The organism is Flavonifractor sp. An112 (assembly GCF_002161085.1).
GTDB classification, from domain to species: Bacteria; Bacillota; Clostridia; order Oscillospirales; family Oscillospiraceae; genus Flavonifractor; species Flavonifractor avicola.
This window is the reverse complement of record NZ_NFLU01000002.1, coordinates 182823-207066: the sequence shown is the minus strand read 5'-3', so window position 1 is coordinate 207066 and position 24244 is coordinate 182823. Positions and strand designations below refer to the sequence as shown.

Genomic DNA, 24244 nt, shown 5'->3' with positions numbered 1-24244 from the left:
CAGACGCTTTTTTTATACTTTCTTGTTAGCAGGGTTCCCGAGTCATCATTTCCAGAATCACATGGTCGGTCTCCCGCATCCCCTGGCGGCCCAGTTCGCCCACGTTCTGAATGGTGTGCTCCACGCCGTCGCTGATGATGCCGTCGCCGGTGCGGAACTCCTGGCCGTTCTGGTACATCTGATAACCAAAGATACCGGCCTCCACCGCCATACTGATCTTGGCGGCGCAGCTGGATTTGGCGCCGTCACACACCACGCCGGAGTGGAAGGCCAGGGCATTGACGATGGTGTGCTTCACTTGATCGTAACCGCCGCCCAGCAGGTAGCAGATACCGGCCCCGGCGCCAGCGCCGGCGCTCACCGCGCCGCAGAAGGCGGACAGACGGCCAATATAAGTCTTTTGGTGGATGGTGCACAGGTCGGACACTGCCAGCGCCCGGTACATCCGCTCTTCCGGAATGCCCAGGGAGCGGGCGTACTCAATGACGGGCACCGAGGCGGTGATGCCTTGGTTGCCGCTGCCGGAAACAATGACCACCGGCATTTCACAGCCGTTCATCCGGGCGTCGGAGCCGGCGGCGGCCTTGGCCCGGGCCCGCCGCTCCAGAGAGGCCTCGGTGCTCATGAGTACCTTGCCCACATTGGCCCCGTAGGCGTGGAGCAGGCCCTCCTCCGCGATAGCCATATTATACTGGATCTGGGGGTCCAGCAGGGGACGCAGGTCGTCCACGTCCACGCTGTCGGCAAAGTCCACGATCTCCTGGATGGAGAGGATGGAGCGGTCGGTGAGGGCGGTCTCCTGCTCGCCCTCCACCGGAATGTCGATCTCCTTCACGCCGTCTTTCTCCAGCAGCACAATGTTGGTGTGATAGTTGGCGATGCGCAGGGTGACGGTATGGCCGCCGCCGGTAAGGGTGACGGTATAGTCGAAGGTCAGGGGAGTGTTGGCCAGATGGACTCCGATGGGGTGGGAGCGGAGGAAGTCAGTCATTTCTGCCTTCTGTTCCTCCGTCACCACGGAAATAACTTCCAGCACCTTATCTGGGTCGCCAGCCACCAGCCCGGCGGTGACAGCGGCGGGGATGCCCTTCAATCCGCCGGTGTTGGGGACAATGACGCTCTTCACGTTTTTGATCAGGTTGCCGCTGACCTGGACGGAGACGGTTTCGGGCAGGCAGCCCAGGGCCCGGCGGGCCACCGCCGCGCCGTAGGCCAGCGCGATGGGCTCGGTGCAGCCCATGGCGGGGACCAGCTCTTCCCGCAGAATTTGCAGATAAGCTTGATAATGGGGATCGGTTTTCTTCATGAACAGTTCTTCCTTCCTGCGGGCTCCCCAGGGAGCGCGCTTTCTCCTGTTATCTACATGATATCCGACCTTCCCCCAGTTGTAAAGAGGTCCTTTCCATCTCAGGAAAGGACCTCTTTATTTTGGCGGAAGATTGAAATTCAAAAAATCTTTTTCTTTGGTGTACGAAACCGTCCAACTTTTGGGGGTGGAACCGCTAAAAGTGAAGAGACCATGGAGTCTCTTCCAACAGCGAGCGGGGCGGATACAGGGCTGGGGCGGCCGCTCCGGGAAAGAGGAGGTGAACAGGATGGCCAGATTGCAGGAATTATCCGGGCAGTATCGGGAGGCGGCCGCCCGGCTGAGGTTGGGCCTGGAGGCGGCCAAGCAGCGTCTGGAAAGCCAGGAGGGAACAGAACGACAGGTGACCAATCGGGAGATCCTGATGCTGCGGCAGATGCTGCGGGAGATGCGGGAACTGCGGCAGCTGGCGGAGGAATACTACACCCGGCCCAGAAACGGAAAATATACCACCGCCGACCTGACCGCGCCCCGAATCAACGAGGAAAAGCGATGAGCAGAGCCAGAGAGATCAGAGAACGAATCAAGGTACTGCGGGAGCAAAAGGCCGCCCTTCAAACTGAGCTGGATGGAGCGCAGGGGAGAGAGAAGAAAGCCCTCCGGCTGGAACTGGCCCGGGCCGAGGAGGATCTGGCGAACTGCACCCGGCAACTGCGGGAACTGATGCCCCGGCACAGGATCAGTCGAGGTACCACCTGGGCCGGGGTGGACGGCTGGCGGTGGGACAGAATGCAGTATAAGACCTGGGCGGAGGTGGAAGGCGCGGAGGCACCGGAGGGCCCCACGGAACAGGACAAGATGCGCCTGGCGGTACGGACGGCCCGGACGGGGATCACGCCTGTCCAGAAAGCTTATCTGGCAGGTATCGACAGTGGCAATCCTCAGGCCCAGGTGGCCCGGGAGGCGGGGCGGAACCGCTCCACTGTATGCCGTACGCTGCAACGGGGACAAAAACGGATTGCGGAGGACGCTAAGTTCCTCTATCGGCTGCTGGACTGCCAGGAGGGAGGTCCTCTGGTGGTGGACCTGGGGGAGCCGGAAGTACTGAAAGCGGTGCTGGACCGGCTCACCCTCCGGCAGCAGACCTATCTGTATCTCTATTATGGCGAGTGGCTCTCCCTGCGGGAGATCGGAACTTTGCTGGGGGTGGACCATGCGTCGGTACTGCGGTCCATCCGGTGCGGACTAAAGAGGCTGGAAAGTCTGGCCCTGGGAGAACAGGTGGAGGTGCGGGGACTGGAGAGACTGGAGGAGCGGCTGATGGCCCACTTCAATGACCTGCCTCCGGAGGAGACCCGGGAGAAGCGTACTTATCAAAAGCGAGGTGTTCCGTCTGCCGATCACAAGCCGATATCGCTGGCACAGCGGCTGCTTCGTCTGGTGCGGGGCGGACAGATACGGATTGTAGAGGCGGGTGCGCCTGATCTGTCCCTCGGAACGGATGGCTGGAGCAGCGGCAGGCTGCTGGCCTGGCTGAGGGAGCAGGGGGAGGGGCGGAAGGAAAAACGGGCTTGGCTGCGCAAGTTGTTGTATCACTTACTAACATGGATGAGGAGGGATCTGGATGCTGACTATCATTGAGATCGAGGCCAGAGCGGACGGCGGTCACGGTTTACAGAGCCAAAGCCACCGAACGGAGTGCTGGCTGGAGGGGTGGATTGCAGTGCCGCCCCAGCTGGAACAGGCGGCGTGGGACTGCTGCGGCTACTGCGAACTGGACATTCAGGACGGCATTCTGGTGGGGCTGACCCCCGGCCAGGTGCCGGAACCGGAACCCACACCGGAGCCTGAACCTACGGAATTGGAGCGGCTGCGGGCGGATGTGGACTTTCTGGCCATTATGACGGGGGTGGAACTGTGAACGTGTACGAGTTGGCTAAGAAATATTATCCCAGACTGTGGGATGAGCAGCGTATACAGGCCCTGGCAGAGGCAGGCAAGCTGACAGAGGAAGAAGCTGCGGCAATTCTCAGCCAGACGGAAAAAGCATAGCGCATGATCGTGTAAACAGCCGCCCCGTGAACCGCTTCTGTGGAAGCAGGCTCACGGGGCGGCTGTTTTGTTTTTTACAGGGATAACAGGACAGAGGGACGGTCCTCTCCAGGCGGGGTACAGAAGCGGACAAACTCCTCCATCTCCCGGGTGGCCCATTTCTCCCGGTGATAGAAGATCTGGCCATACATTACCGCCTTGAGGTCGCTGACATCCACAATGGCCAACTTTCCTTGGCGCACCGGTTCTTCCACCAGAAAACGGGGCAGGAAGGACAGCCCTTCCGTCTCCTCCAGAACTCGCAGCAGGAAGGAGGCGTAGCTGCTCTCCAATGCAGGGGTGATGGCCTGGCCAAAGGCAGCCAGCCGCTGGTCCAGCAGCCGACGGTAGTTGGCGTCCCGCTCCGTCAGATAGAAGGGCTTGTCCAGCAGGTCCACCAGCTTGTGGGAGTGGCCGCTCAGCGCCGCCCCCAGCGAAGCGGAGGCTACCACTACCACTTCCTCCTGCAGCTCCAGCATTTTGCACCAGCTGTTGTTATAGAGTGGCTCATCCAGAATGTAAATGATGTCCAGCTCTCCCCGCTCCATTTTAGTGATGATCTCCTCCGGCGTACCCGTGGTGATCTGGATGCTCACCTGGGGATGCCGTATCCGGAAATTCCGGATGATACCGGGCAGTCGGGCGTAGCAGAGGGATTCCAGTGTCCCGATATGGAGCTGGCCCCGCAGGGTTTCATCCTCACCTGCCAGAGCCAGCTTGGCTTTAGATACATCCTGAATGATGCTGATGGCGCTGTCCAGAAAGACCTTCCCCTGTCCGGTGAGACACACCCGCTTTCCCATACGGTCAAAGAGCCGGACCCGCAGTTCCTCCTCCAGAAGGCGGATTTGTACCGTGACGGCGGACTGGGAATATCCCAAACTGGCCGCCGCCTTGGAGAAACTTTGAAATTGGGCCACCCGGATGAATGTGGTCAGCTGACGCAGCTCCATAATGCAAGCCTCCTGCCATACCGGTGAGTTTGATATTAAGAAAATTCAATTATATGATAAATTAGATTTATTTGATTTAATTGTTGTGCAATGTTATACTAAGGCCCTCCAAAAGTCAATAGGGAAATGGACAAAATAGAGAAAGTTAAGGGAGGAACTTATATGGCAAAGAAAAAGATTAAAATTGGCCTGATCCCGAAGCTCATCATTGCAATTATCCTTGGCATCTTGTTTGGCTCCTATATGCCGGAGGGGTTCAACCGTGTGATTGTGACCTGCTCCTCGATTTTCAGCACATTCCTGTCCTTCATCATCCCGCTGATGATTGTGGCCTATGTGACCATGGGCATTGCCAACCTGCGCAGCGGCGCCGGTAAGCTTCTGCTCATTACAGTGGCCCTGTCCTATGTGTCTACGCTGGTGGCGGGTTCCGCCTCCTATCTGGTTTCCTCCAACCTTTTCCCCTCCTTCATGAGTGAAGGCGCCCTGGACCAGATTGCCCAGACGGCGGACGTTTCTCTGGAAAGCTATTTTTCTTTATCCATTCCTCCACTGCTGGATACCCTGTCCGCGGTTACTCTGGCCTTCGTGCTGGGGCTGTGCCTGTCCAATATGCGGGGCAAGGAGATTGGTGACAGCCTCTATCACGGCATGGAGGATTTCTCCGCCATTATTGATAAGGTGCTCCATGTGGTCATCATCCCCCTGCTGCCCCTCTACATCTGCGGCACCTTTACCAACATGACTGCCTCCGGCAAGACGTTCGCCATTCTGGGCATCCTGTGGAAGGTATTCCTGGTGGTCATCGCCATGCACCTGATCTATATCTGCATCCAGTTTATTGTGGCAGGTGCAGTATCCAAGAAGAATCCCTTCGCTCTGATCCGCAACCAGATCCCCGGCTACGCCACCGCCATCGGCACTCAGTCCTCCGCCGCCACCATCCCCGTCAACCTGGAGTGCGCCAAGAAGGACGGCATTCTGGAGGAGATCCGCAATTTTGTGGTGCCGCTGTGCGCCAACATCCATATGGCCGGTTCCATGATCACCATCACCGCCTGTGCCACCGCCGTGTGCCTGATGTACCAGCTGCCCATCAGCCTGGGTACTGTGGTGCCCTTCATCATGACTCTGGGCATTGCCATGGTGGCCTCCCCCGGCGCCCCCGGCGGCTCCATCATGACCGCGCTGCCCTTCCTGTACATGGTGTTCGGTACCGAGGCCGGCGATGTGAACGGCCCCATCTGTGCCATCATGGTGGCCCTCTATATTACTCAGGATTCCTTTGGCACCGCCTGTAACGTATCCGGTGACAACGCCATCGGTACCATTGTCAATGCCATCTACCAGAAATTCATTCTGAAGGCGCCTGCCGCCTCGGAGGAGTGATTCTATGTCGTTCATCAGCGTATTCGACGTATTGGGACCCAATATGATTGGTCCGTCCAGCTCCCACACTGCCGGTGCGGTGCTTATTGCCAACGTGGCTCACAAGCTGCTGGCGCCGCCTCTGAAGAAGGTGGACTTTACCCTCTACGGTTCCTTTGCCAAGACCTACCACGGCCACGGTACCGACCGGGCCCTGCTGGGCGGTATCATGGGTTTCTCCACCGATGATCTGTGCATTCGGGACTCCTTCCGCATTGCCAACGAGCGGGGCCTTGCCTTCTCTTTTACTCCCAATGAGGTGGAGACCGACATCCACCCCAACACCGTGGACATCCGCATGGAGAACGCTGCCGGGCAGGTTATGACCGTCCGGGGCGAGTCCCTGGGAGGCGGCAAGATGCACATCGTGCGCATCAACGGCGTCCGTGTGGACTTCAGCGGCGAGTACGCCTCGGTGGTGGTGATCCAGCAGGACAAGCCCGGAGTGGTGGCCCACCTGACCAAGGTGCTCAGTGACCGCAACGTGAACATCGCCTTTATGCGTCTGTTCCGGGAGGGCAAGGGAGATACCGCTTACAGTATCATCGAGTCGGACGGTACTCTGCCCGACGGCATCGGCGAGGAATTGCGGGCCAACCCCTATATCCAGGACGTTATGATTGTTCAGTCGTAAGGAGGCGGGAACATGGAGTTTAAAAATGCCAACGAACTGCTGGCGCTGTGCCGTCAGGAGGGGTGTTCCATCTCTGAGATCATGCGTCGCCGGGAGTGCATTCTGGGAGAGACCACGGTGGATACGGTCACCCGGCGCATGAAACGGGCATTGGAGATCATGCGGGAGTCAGCCACTATTCCGCTGACCAGCCCTGTCCGCTCCATGGGCGGACTCATCGGCGGCGAGGCCAAGCATCTGGCCGCCCACGCCGCCAAGAAGAAGGATATCTGCGGACCTGTGCTTCAGAAGGCCATTACCTACGCCATGGCGGTGCTGGAGGTCAACGCCTCCATGGGCCTGATCGTGGCCGCCCCTACCGCTGGTTCCTCCGGCGTGGTGCCCGGCCTGCTGCTGGCCCTTCAGGATACCTACCACATCTCGGACGCCCGGATCATAGAAGGGCTGTTCAACGCCGGCGCCATCGGTTATCTGGCCATGCGGAATGCAACCGTGGCCGGTGCGGTGGGCGGCTGCCAGGCGGAGGTGGGCATTGCCGCTGCCATGGCTGCCTCTGCTGCCGTGGAGCTGATGGGCGGTGAGCCGGAGCAGTGTCTCAGCGCGGCGTCCACTGTGCTGATGAATATGCTGGGCCTGGTGTGTGACCCGGTGGGCGGTCTGGTGGAGTACCCCTGTCAGAACCGCAATGCTGCCGGTGTGGCAAATGCGCTGGTTGCCGCCGAAATTGCGCTGAGCGGAATTCAGCAGCTGATCCCCTTTGATGAGATGCTGGCCGCCATGTACCGGGTGGGTCGCTACCTGCCCGCCGAGCTGCGGGAGACCGCACAGGGCGGCTGTGCTGCCACTCCTTCCGCCTGCGAGCGGTGCGGGTGCTGCGGCTGACAACTTAATACAAAATAAACATGGCCGCCCGTCAGGGCGGCCATGTTTTGCATCTTGAAAGGGAAATAGGGGCTTACTCCAGCACCGCGCCCCGGGAGGCGGAGGTGACCAGCTTGGCGTACCGGGCCAGATATCCCGTTTTGACCTTGGGCTCGGGGCACACCCACTTGGCTTTCCGCTGGGCCAGGGTAGCCTCGTCCACCTGCAGCTCGATCTTGCAGGAGGGGATATCGATGGAGATGATGTCGCCCTCCTCTACCAGGGCGATGGGGCCGCCCTGAGCAGCCTCGGGGCAGACGTGGCCGATAGCGGCGCCTCGGGTGGCTCCGGAGAACCGGCCATCGGTGATGAGAGCCACGCTCTCGCCCAGACCCATACCCACGATAGCGGAGGTGGGGTTGAGCATCTCGCGCATACCGGGACCGCCCTTGGGGCCCTCGTAGCGGATGACTACCACGTCGCCGGGGACAATCTTGCCGGCGTAGATGGCGGAAATAGCCTCCTCCTCGCTGTCAAAGACACGGGCGGGGCCGGTGTGGGCCATCATCTCAGGAGCCACAGCGGAGCGCTTCACCACGCAGCCCTCAGGGGCCAGATTGCCCTTGAGCACGGCAATGCCGCCGTCGGGGGAGTAGGGGTTCTCGATGGGGCGGATGAGCTCCGGGTTGCGGTTGGTGACGCCCTCCAGATTCTCCTCCAGGGTCTTGCCGGTGCAGGTCATAACAGAGGTGTCCAGCAGGCCCTTCTTGGTCAACTCTTTCATCACGGCGTACACGCCGCCGGCACCCTCCAGATCCTCCATGTAGGTGTCGCCGGCGGGAGCCAGATGGCACAGGTTGGGAGTCTTGGAGGAGATCTCGTTGCTCATGTCCAGATCCAGCTCGATGCCGCACTCGTGGGCGATGGCGGGCAGGTGGAGCATGGTGTTGGTGGAGCAGCCCAGGGCCATATCCACCGCTTCGGCGTTGTGGAAGGCGGCAGGGGTCATGATGTCCCGGGGACGGATGTTGTTCTTCACCAGTTCCATAATCTGCATACCGGCGTGCTTGGCCAGCCGCAGCCGGGCGGACCACACGGCGGGAATGGTACCGTTGCCACGCAGGCCCATGCCGATGGCCTCGGTGAGGCAGTTCATGGAGTTGGCGGTGTACATACCGGAGCAGGAGCCGCAGGTGGGGCAGGCATTGTTCTCATAGTCCTCTACGCCGCACTCGTCCAGCTTGCCGGCCTTGTAGGCGCCCACCGCCTCAAACATATGGCTCAGGCAGGAGCGGCGGCCGTCGTTGAGCCGGCCGGCCAGCATGGGACCGCCGGAGCAGAAGATGGTGGGAATGTTCACCCGGGCGGCGGCCATCAGCAGGCCGGGCACGTTCTTGTCGCAGTTGGGGATCATCACCAGGCCATCAAACTGATGGGCAATGGCCATGGCCTCGGTGGAGTCGGCGATGAGATCACGGGTGACCAGAGAATACTTCATGCCGATGTGGCCCATGGCGATGCCGTCGCACACGGCGATGGCGGGGAACTCCACCGGGGTGCCGCCGGCAGCCCGGACGCCGGCCTTGACGGCCTCGGCGATCTTGTCCAGATTCATGTGGCCGGGGACGATCTCATTGTAGGAGCACACCACGCCGATGAGGGGACGCTCCAGCTCCTCCTTGGTGTAGCCCAGAGCATAAAAAAGGGAGCGGTTGGGGGCGCGCTCCACGCCCTTGGTAACATTGTCGCTGCGCATGGGGAATGACCTCCTTCTATGTATCACTTGCGTTGTATGATAACGCTTGCATTGTCTGACTATATACTATATGATAGTGGCAGAACTGTCAAGGACTGACCAGAAGGGAAGTAGGGTATGGAGAAAAAAAGTTTGGCTCAGCAGACGGCGGAGGGATTATACAGTCGTATTGTAGTGGAGAAGGGACTTAAGCCGGGGGAGAAGTTGCCCAATGAGGTGGAGCTGGCCGGGGAGCTGGGGGTGAGCCGGGCCACCCTGCGGGAGGCCATCCGCACCCTGACTGCCCAGGGGGTGCTGGAGGTGCGCCGGGGCAAGGGCACCTTTGTGTCGGCGGCGGTGGAGGAGATGGACGACTTCGGCTTCTCCAGCCTGGAGCGGGTACGGGGGCAGTTGCGGGACCTGTTTGAGCTGCGCTCTATTTTTGAACCCAGGGCTGCCGCCCTGGCCTGCCAACGGGCCACAGAGGAGGAGCTGGCAAATATCCTGGCCCGGGGAGAGGAAGTAGAGCGGTGCATCCGGGCGGGGGAGGACCGAACCCAGGCCGACCGGGCCTTTCACGCCGCCATCGTCCGGGGCGCCCACAATGAGTTTCTGGTGCGGCTGCTTCCCCTCATCGATCAGGCGGTGGCCGCCGCTCTCACGGCGGGAGAGCACCAGGAGCGGCTGGCTGAAGACACGTGCCGGGACCACGCTCTGCTGATGGAATTTTTCCGTAAGCGGGACGGAGAGGGGGCGGGCTACGCCATGGCCATCCATATGCGCCACTCCATGGATGTGATGGGACTGTAAAAAGCGGCCCCCAGACGGGGGCCGCGCAAGGAGTTAGGTTACAGATTCCGCAGGTCGGTATCCATCAGGAAAGGTATGGAAGTTTGGATCAGATCAATGCGCTGGTCAAAGGCCTCCGCATCAAAATTGTCGCTGGAATCAGACATGGCCTGGGCAAATTCCTGGTCAGAGGCATCCAGCAGAGCGCATACCGGAGTAAGGAATTCCTCCCACTGTGCAGCGACTTCCATCAGGGCGTCATAGCCCTCCTGATAGTAGGGAGGGGGTGTCAGCTGGGACAGAGCATCCTTCACCTGATCATAGGAAGCCTGGGCGGCGCGATAGGCCTCCCGATAGGGCTCAGTGTCGAAGCTGATGGTGAAGTTGATGGTGTTGAAAAAGTCATGGATGCCGCTGGTGAACTCGCCCACCACCTCCAGGGCTTCCTGCTGGAATGCTATTGCGTTCTGAACCTCGGTGGTCTGATAGCTGGTTCCGGCCAGAGTGGTGGTCAGCACCAGCTCCTCCGGATGCTCGGAGGCCTCCGGCGGGATTTCCACGATGCAGTACAGGGTGAAATCCCGCAGCGGCGGCAGGGGAGTATGGCCGGTATAGGCGTTGCCGTTGCCTGCGATATCCTGATCAAATTCCGTATATTCATATTTTTCCTGGTAAAATACCTTATTAGAGAGTACGGTTTCCGGAATGAGATCGTCCTCCGTGGCACCGGTATTTTTGATGTTGTAGATGGCACACAGGTAGTCGCTGTCATCCTTGGCGTTCAGGTTGATGTTTTCATCCACCACTGCGTCCAGAATGACCACCCCTTTCAGGGTGAGCTCAGCGGTTTCTGATGTGATAGTCTGGCCAGCGGTCAGTTCTTCCAGCGTCTGGGCCGGTGCGCCGGAAGGACTGTCAGGCGCTCCGCCGCAGGCGCACAGAGAGACGGAGAGCGCCAGGGCCAGGGCCCCAGGCAGCAGCCGGTGATATTTCATTGCATTTTCCTCCTCATCAGATTATATACACCTGTACTATAGCATGAGGGGAGGGAGTCTACAATGTGCTGGGAGCATAGTGGTGTTTGGGGGGATTGACGGAAGAGAAGGAGCCACCTATAATGAAACCACGATAAAAGGGGGTGGACAGGTGATCGACGAAAACGGCAGGGAAGTTGGCGGCTATGGGCTGCTGAGCCGCTACCGGGGAGAGCTGATGGGGATTGCCATGCTGTATGTCATGCTCTTCCACGCCTATGAGCTGAACGACACTTTCCTGCCCTTCAAGGCCTTTCGCTCCATGGGGTTTGCAGGGGTGGACATCTTTCTGGTGCTCTCCGGCATGGGAATCTGCTGCTCCCTGGCCCGGCGGGAACAGGAGTCCTACGGGCGCTATCTAGGCCGACGGCTGCGGCGGCTGCTGCCCGCCTTCTGGCTGGTGGTGGGGATCTACAGTGCGGCCCTGGCCGCGGCCGGGCGGATCACTCCTGATGTGATCTTCTGGAATCTGTCCACCTTATCCTACTGGCTGAATGTGCCGGAGGGGTTCAACTGGTATATCTCCGCCATCCTGGCGTTCTATCTGGCGGCACCGTTCTATTTCAAGCTGTTCCGCCGCTGCGCCCATAAAGAGTGGCTGACCCTGTTCATCTATCTGATCAGCTACCTGCTCTATCGGGTAACCTGGGGGGGCGGGCTACTGTATCTGCCGGATTTTCTGCTGCGTATTCCCGATTTTGCCATGGGCTTTCTGGTGGGCTCCTATGTGATGGAGGGCAAAAAACTCAATGCCCGGCACCTGGCGGTGTGGGTGACTTCAGCTGTTCTGGCACTGGCAGTTGTGGCCGGCTGGCTGGTCCAGCCGGTGATCTTCCCCCTGATTCTGGCGGTTGTGGTGGGTGTGATGCCTGTCTGCCTACTTCTGGGTAGAGTGCTGCACTGGTACCCCGGACGGTGGGTCCCTGCCTTCCTGCGTCTGGTGGGGGGGAGCAGCCTGGAGATCTATCTGCTCAATGTGGTGATCACCCGGGAGTTCGGCCTGCTGGCGCCCTGGCTGGACCACGATCCCCGACACATCAGCTTCTATCTCATCGCCTATACGCTCAATATCGCTTTGGGCGTGCTGCTCCACCGGATCCTGGAGCGGCTCATGAGGCGGTTTGCATCCTGAGTATAAAAAGTGGCCCTCCAGCCGGAGGGCCACCTTTTTTATATTGCAATTAGTTGGAAGCGGTATCCAGGTCGGTGTCGCCGCCCCAGATCATGTTCTTGCGCAGCTCCTCGCCCACGATCTCCATCTGGTGCTTCTTGAGCGCGGCGCGCTTGGAGTTGAAGAAGGTACGGCCGTTCTTATTCTCGGCGATCCACTTGCCGGCGAAGGTGCCGTCCTGGATGTCGGCCAGCACGGCCTTCATGTTCTTCTTGGTCTCCTCGTAGGGCAGCACCCGGGGACCGGACACATATTCGCCGTACTCGGCGGTGTCGGAGATGGAGTAGTTCATGGCGGCCACGCCGCCCTTGTTGATCAGGTCGATGATGAGCTTCATCTCGTGGATGCACTCGAAGTAGGCGTTCTCGGGCTCGTAACCGGCCTCCACCAGGGTCTCGAAGCCGCACTTCATCAGATCCACTACGCCGCCGCACAGCACAGCCTGCTCACCGAACAGGTCGGTCTCGGTCTCGTCGTGGAAGGTGGTCTCCATGACGCCGGCGCGGGCGCCGCCGATACCGGCGATGTAGGCCAGGGCGATCTTATAGGCGTTGCCGGTGGCGTTCTGCTCCACGGCCACCAGGCAGGGCACGCCCTTGCCGTTGACGTAGGTGGAGCGGACGGTGTGGCCGGGGCCCTTGGGGGCAGCCATGAACACATCCACGCCGGCAGGAGGCACAATCTGCTGATAGCGGATGTTGAAGCCGTGGGCGAAAGCCAGGGCCTTGCCCTCGGTCATGTAGGGAGCGATATCCTTCTTGTAAACCTCAGCCTGAACCTCGTCGTTGATGAGGATCATCACAATGTCGCCCCACTGAGCGGCCTCGGCAACGGTCTTGACCTGGAGACCGGCCTGCTCGGCCTTGGCCCAGCTCTTGGAACCCTCACGCAGGCCAACGCACACATCGCAGCCGGAATCCTTCAGGTTCATGGCGTGGGCGTGGCCCTGAGAGCCGTAGCCGATGATGGCGATCTTCTTGCCGTTCAGGTAGGACAGATCACAGTCCTTCTCGTAATACATCTTAGCCATAGTCTTTGCACTCCTTTGTCAAATGAAGGTTTTTTTCTTGTCCACGATGATAACACAGCGGGGAAGAAAAGAATGATAAGTGTGATACAATCTCAGAAAAGATTTCGGCGTGGCTTGTATTTCTAAAATATTACAGGAAATTCTTCCCGAGATTAAATTCGGTTTGCTCCTTGGTCTCGTCCTCAATGGTATAGGCGCCCCGCTCCAGGGCCAGTTCCCAAACGTGCAGGCACGTTTGGGAGCCCTCCGGGCGGATTTAACCTCCTCGGCGGAAGTACCCGCAAGGGGTACGCCACATCCGTAGGGCGGCAAAGCCGCCAACGGCTGTGCAGTGAATTGCCCCTGCGGCAAGGTTTTGCTGCGCAAAACGCTTGGACGCCGCACAGCGGCGGGCCGCCGGTAGCGGCCTGGTGGCCCTTCTTAAAGGAAGTTTTTGCCCAGGTTGAACTCGGTTTGCTCCTTGGTCTCGTCCTCAATGGTATAGGCGCCCCGCTCCAGGGCCACCATGCCGGTGCGGACCAGCTCCAGGATGCCGAAGGCCTCCAGCAGCTTCTGCATGGCCTCCGCCTTGGTCTCATCGCCGATGAGGGCCAGGGTCAGGGATTTCAGAGATACGTCGATGATGGAGGCCCGGAAAATGTTGGCGATCTGGATGACCTCGTTGCGGATGTCGTGGGTCTCCGCCTTCACCTTGAACATCACCAGCTCCCGGCGGATGGAACGCTCCGGCTTCAGCTCCTGAACAGAATAGACGGGGTACTGCTTGCGAAGCTGGTTCATGATCTGCTCGATCATGGGGGCGTCGGCCCACACCTCAATGGTGATACGGGACACCGTGGGATCGTCGGTGGTGCCCACGGCCAGAGACTCGATGTTATAGCCCTTTCGGGAGAACAGCCGGGAGACCTGGGACAGGACACCGGCGGCGTTTTCTACCAGCACCGAAAGGGTGCGGCGGGTGGCATTCATTTCATTCATATTCCACACCCTCCTTAGTCCAGAATGAAGTCAGTGACCGGCGTACCGGCGGAGATCATGGGATGGACCATGGCGTCCTTGTCGATGGCGCACTCGATCACATAGGGACGGCCGGAGGCCACGGCACGGCGGAAAGCGGCCTCAAATTCCGGCTGGGTGGCTGCACGCTCACCCTGGATGCCGTAGGCCTCCGCCAGCTTCACAAAGTCGGGGCCCCGGTCCAGATCGGTCTGGGAGAAACGTTTGTGATAAATCAGGTTCTGCCACTGGCGTACCATACCCAGGGTCCGGTTGTTGAAGATCACGGTGATCACCGGGATGTTGTAGTGTTCGGCGGTACACAGCTCATGGCAGTTCATGCGGAAGCAGCCGTCGCCGGTACACTGGACCACCACCTTGCCCGGGTTGCCCACGGCGGCGCCCATGGCGGCACCCAGGCCGAAGCCCATGGTGCCGAAGCCGCCGGAGGTGATCAGCTGGCCAGGGCGGGAGAAGTGGTAGTACTGGGCGCACCACATCTGGTGCTGGCCCACGTCGGTGGTGATGATAGCGTCCCCGTCGGTGACCGCCTGAATGGTCTCCAGAATCTCATGGGGGTGGAGAATGTCGTCCTTCTTCAGGGGGATCTCCTTGTGGGAGAACACCCACTCCTTCCACTCGGGATAGTCGTGGGCGGGCAGCTTGGTGTTGAGCAGCTCCAGCACCCGACGGGCGTCGCCGATGATGTGGTGGTCGGTGACCACGTTCTTATCGATCTCGGCGCGGTCAATATCGATGTGGACGATTTTGGCGTTGGGGGCGAAGGTGGCGGGGTCGGTGGCCACCCGGTCGGAGAACCGGCAGCCGATGGCGATGAGCAGGTCGCACTGGTCGCTGGCGTGGTTGGAGGCGTGGGAGCCGTGCATTCCGATCATGCCGGTGAACAGGGGATGGTCGCCGGGGCAGGCGCCGCCGCCCATAATGGTGGAGGCCACCGGGGCATTGAGGGTCTCAATGAACTTCCGGAACTGAGGCACAGCGCCCTTGGAGCGGATCACGCCGCCACCCACCAGCACCAGGGGACGGCGGGCCTCCTCGATCATGTCCAGCAGGGTCTGGATGTCGCCGGCGTCGGGCTCGGGAGCCTTCAGCTCGTGGCTGGCCCGGCGGAGCATGGCGGCCAGACGGCCGTGGTTGGGGTGCTCAGACAGGGGCAGGGGCTCATACTCCGCCTCAGCGGCGGTGACGTTCTTGGCGATGTCCACCAGAACCGGACCGGGGCGGCCGGTGCGGGCAATGGCAAAGGCCTCCCGGATCACGTCGGCCAGCTGGTTGGGGTCCTTTACCAGGTAGTTGCACTTGGTGATGGGCATGGAGATACCGGTGATATCCACCTCCTGGAAGGAGTCCTTGCCGATCAGGTTCTCGCTGACGTTACAGGTAATGAACACCACGGGGGAGGAGTCGTAGTAGGCGGTGGCAATGCCGGTGGTCAGGTTGGTGGCGCCGGGGCCGGAGGTGGCGAAACACACACCCACCTTGCCGGTAGCCCGGGCGTAGCCGTCAGCGGCGTGGGAGGCGCCCTGCTCGTGGGCGGTGAGGATGTGACGGATCTTATCCTTATAGCCGTGCAGCTCGAACTCGTCGTATACATTTAGAATGGTGCCGCCGGGGTAACCGAATACGGTATCCACCCCCTGCTCCAGCAGACATTCCATCAGGATCTGGGCTGTTTTCATTCTCATGGTGGAAAAGACCTCCTTTGGCTGGTATGGGAGAAAAATAACATGGCGGCTTCGTCCCATAGGACGAAGCCGCCATGACACTCCGTGGTACCACCTAACTTCGCGGGCATACCCGCGCACTCATGCCCCGGTAACGGAGGGTAACCGTCCCCGCCTACTGCCTTCGGCGGAGCCGCTCCCGGGTGACCTTCCGATGCGGCCTCACGGGAGCTTACACCAACCGCTCCCTCTCTGCGCTTATGCGCCGCCCGTACTGTCCCGGTCATCGCATTTGAAGCGTCCATCCCAGAGGATGAACTGCAAGTTGTAGGTATAATCATAGCTTTCCCGGTGGGCTTTGTCAATCTGCCATTTGAAACTTCTGCATTTTAAACAAGTAAAGTACCGTGGCAGGGGGACAGAATCCACGGTTCCGCCAATTAGAAAACCGACTGGTATAGTTTTTTCAAAAAGGAGGAAAAGCAAGGAAGAATTCAGCTTTTTGATAAAACTGGTGAGTTTAAATGAAAAAACAGTGAGAAATTTGACGGTTTTAACTGGACAATTTGTGTGCTTTGCGATATGATAATTCTGTTTGAGATACCGGTCAAACAACTCAGAAAAATGGCCCGTGTGTGGGTCAGATTTGCGAGGTGGACCTATGAAGCAAAGCTTTTACGGCGGCGTGCATCCCCATGACCGGAAGGAGCTGGCACGCCACAAGGAGATAGCGCCTCTGAGCGCTGCTCCCAAGCAGGTGGTCATCGCTATGTCCATGCATATCGGTGCTCCCTGTAAGCCCATCGTTGCTGTGGGCGATCACGTTAAGGTGGGTCAGAAGATCGGCGAGATCGCCGGCCTGGGCGCCCCCATCCACGCTTCGGTCTCCGGTGAGGTCAAGGCGGTGGAGTCCCGTCCCTATGTGGGCGGCGGCAAGTGTATGTCGGTGGTGATCGAGAACGACTTCCAGGATACCTGGGGCTCCGAGCTCGTTCCCCATCCCGATTACACCAAGCTGAGCACCGATGAGATCGTCAACATCGTGAAGGAGGCTGGCCTTACCGGTATGGGCGGCGCCGGCTTCCCCACCCATGTGAAGATCAGCTCGGGCATCGGCAAGGTGGACACCGTGATCCTCAACGGCGCCGAGTGTGAGCCCTACATCACCGCCGACCATCGCCTCATGCTGGAGCATGGCGAGAAGGTTGTGGGCGGTCTGCGCATCCTCATGCAGGCCTTCGGCCTCAAGAGCGGCGTGATCGGTGTGGAGGCCAACAAGGAGGATGCCATCGAGCACCTGCGTGCTCTGGTGGGCGGCAAGGGTGACATCACTGTGGAGTCTCTGCGGACCCGGTACCCCCAGGGCGCTGAGAAGCAGCTGATCCAGCGCATCACCGGTCGTGAGGTGCCTCCCGGCGGCCTGCCCGCCCATGTGGGCTGCGCCGTGTTCAACGTGGGCACCGCTGCTGCTGTGTACGATGCCGTGGTGGAGGGCAAGCCCGTCACCCACCGTGTGATCACCGTCACCGGCGACGCCATCCAGGAGCCCAAGAACCTGATGGTGCCCCTGGGCGTGTCCTTCCAGGAGCTCATCAACGAGGCCAAGGGCTTCAAGGAGGAGCCTGAGCGCATCCTCACCGGCGGCCCCATGATGGGTATCGCTCAGTATGACCTGAATGTGACCTGCATCAAGGGCACCAACGCCGTGCTTTGCCTCACCAAGCACGAGGCTGCCCCCGTGGTGGAGGAAGAGGTCTGCCTGCGCTGCGGCCGCTGTGTCAACGTCTGCCCCATGCACCTGACTCCCGTGTATATGCACCTGTATGCCGGCAAGGGTATGTGGAAAGAGGCGGAGGCCCTCAACGTTATGGACTGCATCGAGTGCGGTTCCTGCAACTACATCTGCCCCGCCCGCATCCATCTGGTCCAGTCCTTCCGCGTGACCAAGGGTGAACTGCGGAACCTGGCGGCCAAGGAAAAAGCGGCAAAGGAGGCGGCCAAAGCATGAATGAGGAAAAGAAGCTGAATCTGACGGTGGCCTCGTCCCCCCACGTGGCCTCCCCCATCGATACCCAGAACCTGATGCGCGATGTGCTCATTGCGCTGGTGCCCGCCCTGGTCATGGGCGTGGTGTTCTTCGGCCCCCGTGCTCTCGTTGCCACTCTGATCTCTGTGGTGGCCTGCGAGTTCTTTGAGTGGGGCTATCGCAAGCTGATGAAGAAGTCCTGCGCCAACAAGGACCTGTCCGCTGCCGTTACCGGCGTGCTGCTGGCCTTCGTGTGCGCCCCCACTCTGCCTTACTGGATGCTGATCATCGGCGATTTCTTCGCCATCGTGGTGGTCAAGCAGCTCTTCGGCGGCCTGGGCCAGAACTTCATGAACCCCGCCCTGGGCGGCCGTGCCTTCCTGATGCTGTGCTATCCTGTAGCCATGACCACCTGGGCACCCCAGGGCATCGGTACGCAGTACTGGCCTGACCTGCTGGGTGGCACTACCACCATGGCCGGCGCCGACATCGTTTCCGGCGCCACCCCCCTGTCCGCCGATTTCATGCACAAGGGCCTGCTGCCCACCGATGTTTCCCTGCTGGATGCCTTTGTGGGCAACAAGATGGGCTGTATTGGTGAGATCTCCGCGCTCATGCTGCTGCTGGGCGGCCTGTACCTGATCTGGCGCGGCGTGATCCGTGCCCGTATCCCCGTGGCCTACATCGCCACCGTGGCGGTACTTACCTTTGCCTTCCCCATGGGCGGCAATGACCGGCTGACCTGGATGCTCTATCAGCTGTGCACCGGCGGCCTGATGCTGGGTGCCTTCTTCATGGCTACCGACTATGTGACCAGCCCCGTTACCAAGAAGGGCGAGGTCATCTTTGGCATCGGCTGCGGTCTGCTCACCGTGTTTATCCGCTACTTCGGCGGCTATCCAGAGGGTGTGTCCTACTCCATCCTGATCATGAACTGCTGCGTGTGGCTCATTGACAAGGTGGGCAAGCCCAACCGTTACGGCGTTACCAAGGAAATGAAGGCCGCCGCCAAGGCAAAGGCCAAAGCCGGAAAGGAGGGCTAAGCCATGAGCGAAACTGTTACTAAGAAGAAAGAAGCCGGCATGGCCACTCTGGTCATTGTGCTGTTTGCTATCTGCGCCGTTACTGCTCTGCTGCTGGGCCTGACCAATGAGGTCACCAAGCCCTACATTGCGGCCAACAACGAAAAGACCACCCAGGAGGCCATGGCGGCTGTGCTGCCTGCCGACAGCTATGAGAAGGTTACCGATCAGTACACCGGCGGCGACGCTACCGTGGAAGACGTCTACAGCGCCGGCGACGCCGGCTATGTGGTGCAGGTCAAGCCTGCCACTTCCTTCAGCGGCAACCTGACCATTATGGTAGGCGTGGACGCTACCGGAGCCTGCTCCGGTGTGTCCATCGTCAAGACCGGCGAGACCTCCGGCCTGGGTTCCAACGCCAGCAAGGAGGATTTCCGTGCCCAGTTCGTTGGTGCCACTGGTGAGGTCCATGTGACCAAGGACGGCGGCACCATCGACGCGCTCACCGGCGCCACCATCACCTCCCGAGGCGTATGCGAGGCGGTTTCCTCCGCTATTGCCGCCGCGGCCAGCATGGGTTAAGGAGGGAACAAACCATGAATGCAAGAAAACAACTGATGGACGGTCTGTTCTATCAGAACCCCGTTACCGTCCAGCTGCTGGGTATGTGTTCCACCATGGCCATCACCACCACTCTGTTCAACGGACTGGGCATGGGTGTGTCCGTGCTGGTGATCCTGACCCTGGCCAATATTATCATCGCAGCTCTGCGTAAGATTATTCCCAACAATATTCGTATTGCCTGCTTCATCGTGGTCATTGCCGGTTTCGTGACCATCGTGGACCTGATGCTCCAGGCATTTGTACCTGCTCTGTCGGCCAGCCTGGGTCTGTTTATCCCTCTGATCGTGGTAAACTGTATCATTCTGGGTCGTGCCGAGTCCTTTGCTTACAAGAACGGCATCGGCGCTTCCGCCATGGACGGTATCTTCCAGGGCCTGGGCTATACCATGATCCTGGTAATCATGTGTGTGGTCCGTGAGTTCCTGGGCAACGGCACCATCATGGGCGGCCTGCTGGAGATCGGCAAGGACGGCAACCTGGCCTTCGGCCTGGGCACCGCCGCCGGCATTCGCATCCTGCCCGAGGGCATCCCCGCTCTGGGCATGATTCTCCCTGTGGGCGGCTTCATCACGCTGGCCGTGCTCATCGCTGCCATGCAGTACATTCTGAACAAGCCCAAGAAGGGCGAGAAAAAGACTGAGGAGGTGGCCAAGTAATGGATTGGGCAAACCTGTTTACCGTGGCCCTTGGCGCCATCCTGGTCAATAACTTCATCGTGGCCCAGTTCCTGGGTATCTGCCCCTTTATGGGCGTGTCCAAGAAGGTGGAGACGGCCTCCGGTATGGGCCTGGCCGTTATCTTCGTTATGGGTCTGGCTTCCGCTATCTGCTGGCCCATCAATGAGCTGATTCTGGTGCCCCTGGGGCTGACCTTCATGCAGACCGTGACCTACATCCTGGTCATTGCCGCCCTGGTGCAGTTCATCGAGATGTTCCTGAAGAAGTCCATGCCCTCCCTCTATGAGGCCCTGGGCGTGTACCTGCCCCTGATTACCACCAACTGCGCCGTGCTGGGCGTGGTGCTCCAGAACACCCAGAACAGCTACGATTTTATTACCAGTGTGGTATACGGCGTCACCGGCGGTATCGGCTTCCTGCTGGTCATCGTGATTTTCGCCTCCATCCGGGAGCGGATGGAGTTCTCCGAGTGCCCCAAGGCCTTTGAGGGCTTCCCCATCGCCCTGATGGCCGCCGGTCTGGTGGCTCTGGCCTTCATGGGCTTCTCCGGCCTGAAGGTCTTTGGTTAAGGGAGGCGGATGAATCATGGATATGAATACTGTTATCTTTGCCGTTGTGGTCCTGGCTGTGCTGGGCGCCATCTTCGGCCTGGTACTGGCCATCGCCGCCAAGGTGTTTGCCGTTGAGGTGGACCCCAAGGAGGAGGCTGTGCTGGCCTGCCTGCCCGGCGCCAACTGCGGCGGCTGCGGCTTCCCCGGCTGCTCCGGTTATGCTGCCGCTGTGGCCAAGGGCAAGGCCCCTGTCAATGCCTGCGCCGCCGGCGGCGAGGCTGTCGCCGCTCAGATCGGTGAGATTATGGGCGTGGCTGCCGGCGCTTCCGTCAAGATGATCGCTCAGGTCCACTGCACCGGCTGCGGTCAGAACTACAAGCAGTACAACTATGTGGGCCTTCACGACTGCGTGGCCGCTTCCAAGCTGCCCGGCGGCGGTGATCTGGGCTGCTCCTACGGCTGCCTGGGTCTGGGCTCCTGTGAGAAGGTCTGCCCCTTCGACGCCATCCACGTCATCGACGGCGTGGCCAAGGTGGACGAGGAGAAGTGCAAGGCCTGCAACAAGTGCGTGGACGTTTGCCCCCGCCACATCATTGCTCTGGAGCCTTACAAGACCAAGCGTCACGTCACCATTCCCTGCTCCTCCCATGACAAGGGTGTGGATGCCCGGAAGGTGTGCGACAACGGCTGTATTGGCTGTTCTCTGTGCATGAAGAACTGCCCCAAGGAAGCCATCACCATGGTCAACAACCTGGCCGTGATCGACTACGAGAAGTGCATTGGCTGCGGCATCTGCGCCCAGAAGTGCCCCCGCAAGCTGATCACCGTGGATGGCAAGGTGCCCGAGGTCAAGCCTGCGGCGCCCAAGGCTGCCCCTGCTGCCGCCGCCGCCCCCAAGGCGGAGGCTCCCAAGGCCGAGGCCCCTGCCGAGCCCAAGGAGTAATTCCAAATACAAAAAACAGGACCTGCTTTCGCAGGTCCTGTTTTTTGTTGCTCAGGTGCTTAGTGCTGGCCCAGCTGGAAGGAGGCGCACTCGGTGGAGGCGCACTTGGTGGCGTTGGGCTCGCAGCAGCCGACCTTGATCTCATTCAGGGTGCAGTAGTTCTGGCCGCCGCAGTGATGGGCACAGTTGGTGACGGAGCACTTGATGCTGTTGTTAGGGGTCTGGTTCATTGCAAATTCCTCCTTGTTACCGTGGTACGCTCCTAGTATGGGCGGAATGGAGGAACTCTATGCAGGTATGTAGTAAAAAAATCTGCCAAAAGGGGAGAGGAGGTGGAAAAACAGAGGAGTAAAAGCAGCTTAATCCTGTGCGGGATCGTCCTGATCTGCCGTTGTTTCCACATCGTCCACCACAGTGGGGATAAACTGGGGAGCAAATTTACCCTTGCCGCGGTTTTTCACATAAAAGAAGCCGATGGTGGAAAAGACCACAGCGCCAATAAAATTCACGAACAGATCCTTCATGGTGTCGATAATGCCGATGTCCAGATAGCCGCCCAGCCCCAGAGATTGCTGGGCGCCGTCGGCAGTGACCACGATCACATCTGTAATATGTTTGATGGAGACAGGGTGATTGCCTCCGGTGGGGTCCAGCATCACCGAGCCAATGGAATTGACCACGGTATCCTTCTGCATATCCAGCAGGAAGAGCTGGTCCATCGAGAACTCAAAGAACTCCCAAAGCACGCCGATGGTCATGGAGAAGCAAAAGGCCACCACAGCCAGATAGACCGGAGAGAGGCTGAATTTCAGTTTTTCATTTCGGTTGAGGATATCCAGCAGAGAGAAGCCGATGGCGGCACACAGGAAACCGTTGAGGGTATGGAGCATGGTGTCCCAGTAGGGATATTGGATGTAGTAGGCCTGGATCTCACCAAGGATTTCCGCGGCGAAGATAAAGAGTAAGATAATGATTTCCAGCGTGTCCGGGATCTCGATACGAATGGTGCGCTCCAGGAAGGAAGGCAGCGTAAAGAGAAACAGGGTGAGAACACACAGAAACACGTTCTCAAAGTTGCCCTTGAAGGACTGGGCCACGATGGCCACAATAACCAGGGCCCGGAGAATGATATAGACTGCGGTCACACCGGGTTTGGCCTTTACCTCTTCTTTCAGCGCCTGTCGGCGCTGTCCCTTGGGGTGATGCTCTTTTTTCATGTTGTTACCTCCTGACCGACAGCGGGAAGTTGGGCCGCAGACAGCTCCCGATAGAGCTGGGCGGAGTGGGGCAGGGATTCCTGCTCATCCGGGCGCAGGGGCCGGACCGCTTTGGCAGGGGAACCCATCACCAGGCTGCCTGGCGGGATTACCGTGTTCTGGGTGACCAGCGCCCCGGCCGCCACCAGACTGCCTGCACCGATGACGCAGCCGTTGAGCAGGATGGCGCCCATACCGATGAGGCATCCGTCTTCTATTGTGCATCCATGGAGGATGGCGCCGTGGCCTACAGTTACATCCCGACCGATGACAGTGGGAAAGCCCGGGTCGCCGTGGACCACTGCCTGGTCCTGCACGTTGGAGCCTGCGCCCAGGCGGATGGAGCACTCATCGCCCCGCAGAACTGCGCCGTACCAGATGCTGGCGGCGGGGCCGACAGATACCTTGCCCACAAGGGTGGCATTGGCGGCGATTCTGGCCTCCGGGTGGAGCTGAGGAACATGGTTATCCAGAGAATGGATCATAGAAAGTGGGGCCTCCTTATCCGGATATATGGTATGCACACCATTATAGCCTGCCCCACATCAGCCCGCAAGTCAAATCTGCGTCACTGGTGCATAGACTGGGTTGGAGGTGAGCGCATGGAACTCAAACGAAATCAGATTACAGTAGGGGAGCTGCTGGACCATCCGGGTAGCCGGGCGGTGCTTCAGCGCCGGTTCCCTATGCTCTTCAAGCATCCCATCCTGGGGGCTGCCCGCTCCATCACCCTGGAGCAGATCCTCTCGGTAGCCCAGGCTTACGTATCCCAGAAGAAGATTGACGAGACTCTGAATGACCTGAGACGGGCATGAGGGACGCCCCCTTTCAGATACAAAAATCTGAAAGGGGGCGTTTTTCACGCTGGCTTTCGTCGGAACAGCCGGACATACCAGCGTAGAGAACCGGTATCCCGTGTTCGGCGCAGCAGTAGGGCGGTGAGTACCGTATCTACGCACAACAAAGCCGCAGCGGGTGGTGTGGCCCAGGTTGGAATGGCGGCAGCCAGCCAGGCAATCGTCGGATGGAGCAAATAATAGAGGGCCAGAGTCAATGCGCCCCAGTACAGGGAGAAGCGGAGGCAGATGTGCCGGCCCAGATGCAGAGGCAAATGGGAGTAATCCCAGAAGGATACCAGAAAGACTTTTTCATAAAAAAGACCCGCCAGAAGTTCTGCCGCCGTACAGATCAGAACCGCGGCAGGGAACAGCAGAAGAGGCTGAGCCCGTACACGCTCCGGCAGCAGGAGCAGACCCAGCGCGCCCAACCCATAGACCGGGCAGATGGGAAGAAGCAGGCGGCACTTCCGGTCCTGCTTGGATTCACCACTCAGCCGGGCATAGCCTACCTCGATGAGAAAGCCGACAAAGCTATAAATTAGAAAGATCCAAAACAGCGACATGGCATAGCCTCCTTTGCTTTTTAGTGTGGG

The 24244-nt window shown here is 59.7% G+C and carries 27 protein-coding genes and 1 other annotated feature; of the genes, 16 read left to right on the top strand and 11 right to left on the bottom strand.

Features of this window, described 5'->3' with window-relative positions; all coding sequences use genetic code 11:
* Nucleotides 1-25 precede the first annotated feature (25 nt).
* A complete protein-coding gene (locus tag B5E56_RS02555; protein WP_343214222.1) occupies nucleotides 26-1312 on the bottom strand; it encodes a serine dehydratase subunit alpha family protein in 1287 nt (428 codons plus the stop codon).
* A gap of 283 nt (nucleotides 1313-1595) precedes the next feature.
* Here B5E56_RS02555 and B5E56_RS02550 point away from each other — a divergent pair, with 283 nt between their 5' ends.
* Genes B5E56_RS02550 through B5E56_RS14355 form a run of 4 tightly spaced genes read left to right on the top strand, consistent with a single transcriptional unit; the run spans nucleotide 1596 to nucleotide 3358 of the window.
* Nucleotides 1596-1862 carry a hypothetical protein gene (locus tag B5E56_RS02550; protein ID WP_087328806.1) on the top strand — a complete coding sequence of 89 codons (267 nt, stop codon included), beginning with the start codon at nucleotides 1596-1598 and terminating at the stop codon, nucleotides 1860-1862.
* A complete protein-coding gene (locus tag B5E56_RS02545) occupies nucleotides 1859-2947 on the top strand; it encodes a hypothetical protein (RefSeq protein ID WP_087388347.1) in 1089 nt (362 codons plus the stop codon). Before B5E56_RS02550 ends, B5E56_RS02545 begins: the two co-directional genes overlap by 4 nt.
* The gene (locus B5E56_RS02540; protein WP_242958742.1) at nucleotides 2931-3227 is read left to right on the top strand and encodes a toxin-antitoxin system toxin subunit; all 297 of its coding nucleotides are present in this window, start codon (nucleotides 2931-2933) and stop codon (nucleotides 3225-3227) included. The genes B5E56_RS02545 and B5E56_RS02540 overlap by 17 nt, the downstream gene beginning before the upstream one ends.
* Nucleotides 3224-3358: an XkdX family protein gene (locus B5E56_RS14355; RefSeq protein ID WP_140399779.1), complete on the top strand. Its 135-nt coding sequence runs from the start codon at nucleotides 3224-3226 to the stop codon at nucleotides 3356-3358. Before B5E56_RS02540 ends, B5E56_RS14355 begins: the two co-directional genes overlap by 4 nt.
* 74 nt (nucleotides 3359-3432) lie before the next feature.
* On the opposite strand, the gene B5E56_RS02535 is transcribed toward B5E56_RS14355, so the two are convergent.
* The gene (locus tag B5E56_RS02535) at nucleotides 3433-4350 is read right to left on the bottom strand and encodes a LysR family transcriptional regulator (protein WP_087388345.1); all 918 of its coding nucleotides are present in this window, start codon (nucleotides 4348-4350) and stop codon (nucleotides 3433-3435) included.
* Nucleotides 4351-4512: 162 nt separating this feature from the next.
* On the opposite strand from B5E56_RS02535, the gene B5E56_RS02530 reads away from it, so the two are divergent.
* Genes B5E56_RS02530 through sdaAA form a run of 3 tightly spaced genes read left to right on the top strand, consistent with a single transcriptional unit; the run spans nucleotide 4513 to nucleotide 7294 of the window.
* Nucleotides 4513-5739 carry a dicarboxylate/amino acid:cation symporter gene (locus B5E56_RS02530; RefSeq protein ID WP_087388343.1) on the top strand — a complete coding sequence of 409 codons (1227 nt, stop codon included), beginning with the start codon at nucleotides 4513-4515 and terminating at the stop codon, nucleotides 5737-5739.
* A gap of 4 nt (nucleotides 5740-5743) precedes the next feature.
* A complete protein-coding gene (sdaAB, locus tag B5E56_RS02525) occupies nucleotides 5744-6412 on the top strand; it encodes an L-serine ammonia-lyase, iron-sulfur-dependent subunit beta (RefSeq protein ID WP_087388342.1) in 669 nt (222 codons plus the stop codon).
* A 12-nt stretch (nucleotides 6413-6424) separates the two neighbouring features.
* Nucleotides 6425-7294: an L-serine ammonia-lyase, iron-sulfur-dependent, subunit alpha gene (sdaAA, locus tag B5E56_RS02520; RefSeq protein WP_087388340.1), complete on the top strand. Its 870-nt coding sequence runs from the start codon at nucleotides 6425-6427 to the stop codon at nucleotides 7292-7294.
* Between the two features lie 73 nt (nucleotides 7295-7367).
* On the opposite strand, the gene ilvD is transcribed toward sdaAA, so the two are convergent.
* On the bottom strand, nucleotides 7368-9029 hold the full coding sequence (gene ilvD / locus B5E56_RS02515) for a dihydroxy-acid dehydratase (protein ID WP_087388338.1): 1662 nt from the start codon (nucleotides 9027-9029) through the stop codon (nucleotides 7368-7370).
* A 117-nt stretch (nucleotides 9030-9146) separates the two neighbouring features.
* Between ilvD and B5E56_RS02510 the strand changes: the two genes are divergently transcribed.
* Nucleotides 9147-9818, top strand: a complete 672-nt coding sequence (locus B5E56_RS02510; RefSeq protein WP_087388336.1) for a FadR/GntR family transcriptional regulator — start codon at nucleotides 9147-9149, stop codon at nucleotides 9816-9818.
* Nucleotides 9819-9856: 38 nt separating this feature from the next.
* Here B5E56_RS02510 and B5E56_RS02505 read toward each other — a convergent pair whose 3' ends face one another.
* Nucleotides 9857-10792: a CHASE3 domain-containing protein gene (locus B5E56_RS02505; protein ID WP_087388333.1), complete on the bottom strand. Its 936-nt coding sequence runs from the start codon at nucleotides 10790-10792 to the stop codon at nucleotides 9857-9859.
* 151 nt (nucleotides 10793-10943) lie between these two features.
* Here B5E56_RS02505 and B5E56_RS02500 point away from each other — a divergent pair, with 151 nt between their 5' ends.
* On the top strand, nucleotides 10944-11963 hold the full coding sequence (locus tag B5E56_RS02500; RefSeq protein WP_158098644.1) for an acyltransferase family protein: 1020 nt from the start codon (nucleotides 10944-10946) through the stop codon (nucleotides 11961-11963).
* Between the two features lie 49 nt (nucleotides 11964-12012).
* On the opposite strand, the gene ilvC is transcribed toward B5E56_RS02500, so the two are convergent.
* The 3 genes from ilvC to ilvB all read right to left on the bottom strand — a co-directional run bounded on the left by ilvC (nucleotide 12013) and on the right by ilvB (nucleotide 15734).
* Entirely contained in the window at nucleotides 12013-13032 is a 1020-nt protein-coding gene (ilvC, locus tag B5E56_RS02495) for a ketol-acid reductoisomerase (RefSeq protein ID WP_087266863.1), read from the bottom strand.
* A gap of 420 nt (nucleotides 13033-13452) precedes the next feature.
* Nucleotides 13453-14010: an acetolactate synthase small subunit gene (ilvN, locus tag B5E56_RS02490; protein WP_087187708.1), complete on the bottom strand. Its 558-nt coding sequence runs from the start codon at nucleotides 14008-14010 to the stop codon at nucleotides 13453-13455.
* A 14-nt stretch (nucleotides 14011-14024) separates the two neighbouring features.
* Nucleotides 14025-15734: a biosynthetic-type acetolactate synthase large subunit gene (gene ilvB / locus B5E56_RS02485; protein ID WP_087187709.1), complete on the bottom strand. Its 1710-nt coding sequence runs from the start codon at nucleotides 15732-15734 to the stop codon at nucleotides 14025-14027.
* A 56-nt stretch (nucleotides 15735-15790) separates the two neighbouring features.
* Nucleotides 15791-16009, bottom strand: a binding site (T-box leader).
* 365 nt (nucleotides 16010-16374) lie between these two features.
* On the opposite strand from ilvB, the gene rsxC reads away from it, so the two are divergent.
* The 6 genes from rsxC to B5E56_RS02455 are packed head-to-tail and all read left to right on the top strand — an operon-like array spanning nucleotide 16375 to nucleotide 21556.
* Entirely contained in the window at nucleotides 16375-17721 is a 1347-nt protein-coding gene (gene rsxC, locus B5E56_RS02480; RefSeq protein WP_087388329.1) for an electron transport complex subunit RsxC, read from the top strand.
* Entirely contained in the window at nucleotides 17718-18782 is a 1065-nt protein-coding gene (locus tag B5E56_RS02475; protein WP_087388327.1) for an RnfABCDGE type electron transport complex subunit D, read from the top strand. Before rsxC ends, B5E56_RS02475 begins: the two co-directional genes overlap by 4 nt.
* Before the next feature lie 3 nt (nucleotides 18783-18785).
* A complete protein-coding gene (locus tag B5E56_RS02470) occupies nucleotides 18786-19343 on the top strand; it encodes an RnfABCDGE type electron transport complex subunit G (protein ID WP_087388325.1) in 558 nt (185 codons plus the stop codon).
* Nucleotides 19344-19357: 14 nt separating this feature from the next.
* A complete protein-coding gene (gene rsxE, locus B5E56_RS02465; protein ID WP_087266853.1) occupies nucleotides 19358-20041 on the top strand; it encodes an electron transport complex subunit RsxE in 684 nt (227 codons plus the stop codon).
* Nucleotides 20041-20631: an electron transport complex subunit RsxA gene (gene rsxA, locus B5E56_RS02460; protein ID WP_087388323.1), complete on the top strand. Its 591-nt coding sequence runs from the start codon at nucleotides 20041-20043 to the stop codon at nucleotides 20629-20631. The genes rsxE and rsxA overlap by 1 nt, the downstream gene beginning before the upstream one ends.
* 22 nt (nucleotides 20632-20653) lie before the next feature.
* On the top strand, nucleotides 20654-21556 hold the full coding sequence (locus B5E56_RS02455) for an RnfABCDGE type electron transport complex subunit B (protein ID WP_087388478.1): 903 nt from the start codon (nucleotides 20654-20656) through the stop codon (nucleotides 21554-21556).
* 59 nt (nucleotides 21557-21615) lie between these two features.
* On the opposite strand, the gene B5E56_RS02450 is transcribed toward B5E56_RS02455, so the two are convergent.
* The 3 genes from B5E56_RS02450 to B5E56_RS02440 form a co-directional block, all read right to left on the bottom strand.
* Nucleotides 21616-21786 carry a DUF1540 domain-containing protein gene (locus B5E56_RS02450; RefSeq protein ID WP_087187715.1) on the bottom strand — a complete coding sequence of 57 codons (171 nt, stop codon included), beginning with the start codon at nucleotides 21784-21786 and terminating at the stop codon, nucleotides 21616-21618.
* Between the two features lie 129 nt (nucleotides 21787-21915).
* Entirely contained in the window at nucleotides 21916-22773 is an 858-nt protein-coding gene (locus B5E56_RS02445) for a hypothetical protein (RefSeq protein WP_087388321.1), read from the bottom strand.
* A complete protein-coding gene (locus tag B5E56_RS02440; protein WP_087388320.1) occupies nucleotides 22770-23297 on the bottom strand; it encodes a gamma carbonic anhydrase family protein in 528 nt (175 codons plus the stop codon). The genes B5E56_RS02445 and B5E56_RS02440 overlap by 4 nt, the downstream gene beginning before the upstream one ends.
* Nucleotides 23298-23414: 117 nt before the next feature.
* Between B5E56_RS02440 and B5E56_RS02435 the strand changes: the two genes are divergently transcribed.
* The gene (locus B5E56_RS02435) at nucleotides 23415-23627 is read left to right on the top strand and encodes a hypothetical protein (RefSeq protein ID WP_087187718.1); all 213 of its coding nucleotides are present in this window, start codon (nucleotides 23415-23417) and stop codon (nucleotides 23625-23627) included.
* A 44-nt stretch (nucleotides 23628-23671) separates the two neighbouring features.
* Here B5E56_RS02435 and B5E56_RS02430 read toward each other — a convergent pair whose 3' ends face one another.
* Nucleotides 23672-24214 carry a putative ABC transporter permease gene (locus B5E56_RS02430; protein ID WP_087388318.1) on the bottom strand — a complete coding sequence of 181 codons (543 nt, stop codon included), beginning with the start codon at nucleotides 24212-24214 and terminating at the stop codon, nucleotides 23672-23674.
* Nucleotides 24215-24244 lie beyond the last annotated feature (30 nt).

What these genes read in the sequence shown, in the direction of transcription:
- ilvN (WP_087187708.1), bottom strand. Translation starts at nt 14,010, where the DNA reads ATGAATGAAATGAATGCCACCCGCCGCACCCTTTCGGTGCTGGTAGAA.
- B5E56_RS02445 (WP_087388321.1), bottom strand. Translation starts at nt 22,773, where the DNA reads ATGAAAAAAGAGCATCACCCCAAGGGACAGCGCCGACAGGCGCTGAAA.
- B5E56_RS02510 (WP_087388336.1), top strand. Translation starts at nt 9,147, where the DNA reads ATGGAGAAAAAAAGTTTGGCTCAGCAGACGGCGGAGGGATTATACAGT.
- rsxA (WP_087388323.1), top strand. Translation starts at nt 20,041, where the DNA reads ATGGATTGGGCAAACCTGTTTACCGTGGCCCTTGGCGCCATCCTGGTC.
- ilvD (WP_087388338.1), bottom strand. Translation starts at nt 9,029, where the DNA reads ATGCGCAGCGACAATGTTACCAAGGGCGTGGAGCGCGCCCCCAACCGC.
- sdaAA (WP_087388340.1), top strand. Translation starts at nt 6,425, where the DNA reads ATGGAGTTTAAAAATGCCAACGAACTGCTGGCGCTGTGCCGTCAGGAG.
- B5E56_RS02455 (WP_087388478.1), top strand. Translation starts at nt 20,654, where the DNA reads ATGAATACTGTTATCTTTGCCGTTGTGGTCCTGGCTGTGCTGGGCGCC.
- B5E56_RS02440 (WP_087388320.1), bottom strand. Translation starts at nt 23,297, where the DNA reads ATGATCCATTCTCTGGATAACCATGTTCCTCAGCTCCACCCGGAGGCC.
- B5E56_RS02530 (WP_087388343.1), top strand. Translation starts at nt 4,513, where the DNA reads ATGGCAAAGAAAAAGATTAAAATTGGCCTGATCCCGAAGCTCATCATT.
- rsxC (WP_087388329.1), top strand. Translation starts at nt 16,375, where the DNA reads ATGAAGCAAAGCTTTTACGGCGGCGTGCATCCCCATGACCGGAAGGAG.
- sdaAB (WP_087388342.1), top strand. Translation starts at nt 5,744, where the DNA reads ATGTCGTTCATCAGCGTATTCGACGTATTGGGACCCAATATGATTGGT.
- B5E56_RS02470 (WP_087388325.1), top strand. Translation starts at nt 18,786, where the DNA reads ATGAGCGAAACTGTTACTAAGAAGAAAGAAGCCGGCATGGCCACTCTG.
- rsxE (WP_087266853.1), top strand. Translation starts at nt 19,358, where the DNA reads ATGAATGCAAGAAAACAACTGATGGACGGTCTGTTCTATCAGAACCCC.
- B5E56_RS02550 (WP_087328806.1), top strand. Translation starts at nt 1,596, where the DNA reads ATGGCCAGATTGCAGGAATTATCCGGGCAGTATCGGGAGGCGGCCGCC.
- B5E56_RS02545 (WP_087388347.1), top strand. Translation starts at nt 1,859, where the DNA reads ATGAGCAGAGCCAGAGAGATCAGAGAACGAATCAAGGTACTGCGGGAG.
- B5E56_RS02435 (WP_087187718.1), top strand. Translation starts at nt 23,415, where the DNA reads ATGGAACTCAAACGAAATCAGATTACAGTAGGGGAGCTGCTGGACCAT.
- B5E56_RS02535 (WP_087388345.1), bottom strand. Translation starts at nt 4,350, where the DNA reads ATGGAGCTGCGTCAGCTGACCACATTCATCCGGGTGGCCCAATTTCAA.
- B5E56_RS02475 (WP_087388327.1), top strand. Translation starts at nt 17,718, where the DNA reads ATGAATGAGGAAAAGAAGCTGAATCTGACGGTGGCCTCGTCCCCCCAC.
- B5E56_RS02505 (WP_087388333.1), bottom strand. Translation starts at nt 10,792, where the DNA reads ATGAAATATCACCGGCTGCTGCCTGGGGCCCTGGCCCTGGCGCTCTCC.
- B5E56_RS02450 (WP_087187715.1), bottom strand. Translation starts at nt 21,786, where the DNA reads ATGAACCAGACCCCTAACAACAGCATCAAGTGCTCCGTCACCAACTGT.
- B5E56_RS02540 (WP_242958742.1), top strand. Translation starts at nt 2,931, where the DNA reads ATGCTGACTATCATTGAGATCGAGGCCAGAGCGGACGGCGGTCACGGT.
- B5E56_RS02430 (WP_087388318.1), bottom strand. Translation starts at nt 24,214, where the DNA reads ATGTCGCTGTTTTGGATCTTTCTAATTTATAGCTTTGTCGGCTTTCTC.
- ilvC (WP_087266863.1), bottom strand. Translation starts at nt 13,032, where the DNA reads ATGGCTAAGATGTATTACGAGAAGGACTGTGATCTGTCCTACCTGAAC.
- ilvB (WP_087187709.1), bottom strand. Translation starts at nt 15,734, where the DNA reads ATGAGAATGAAAACAGCCCAGATCCTGATGGAATGTCTGCTGGAGCAG.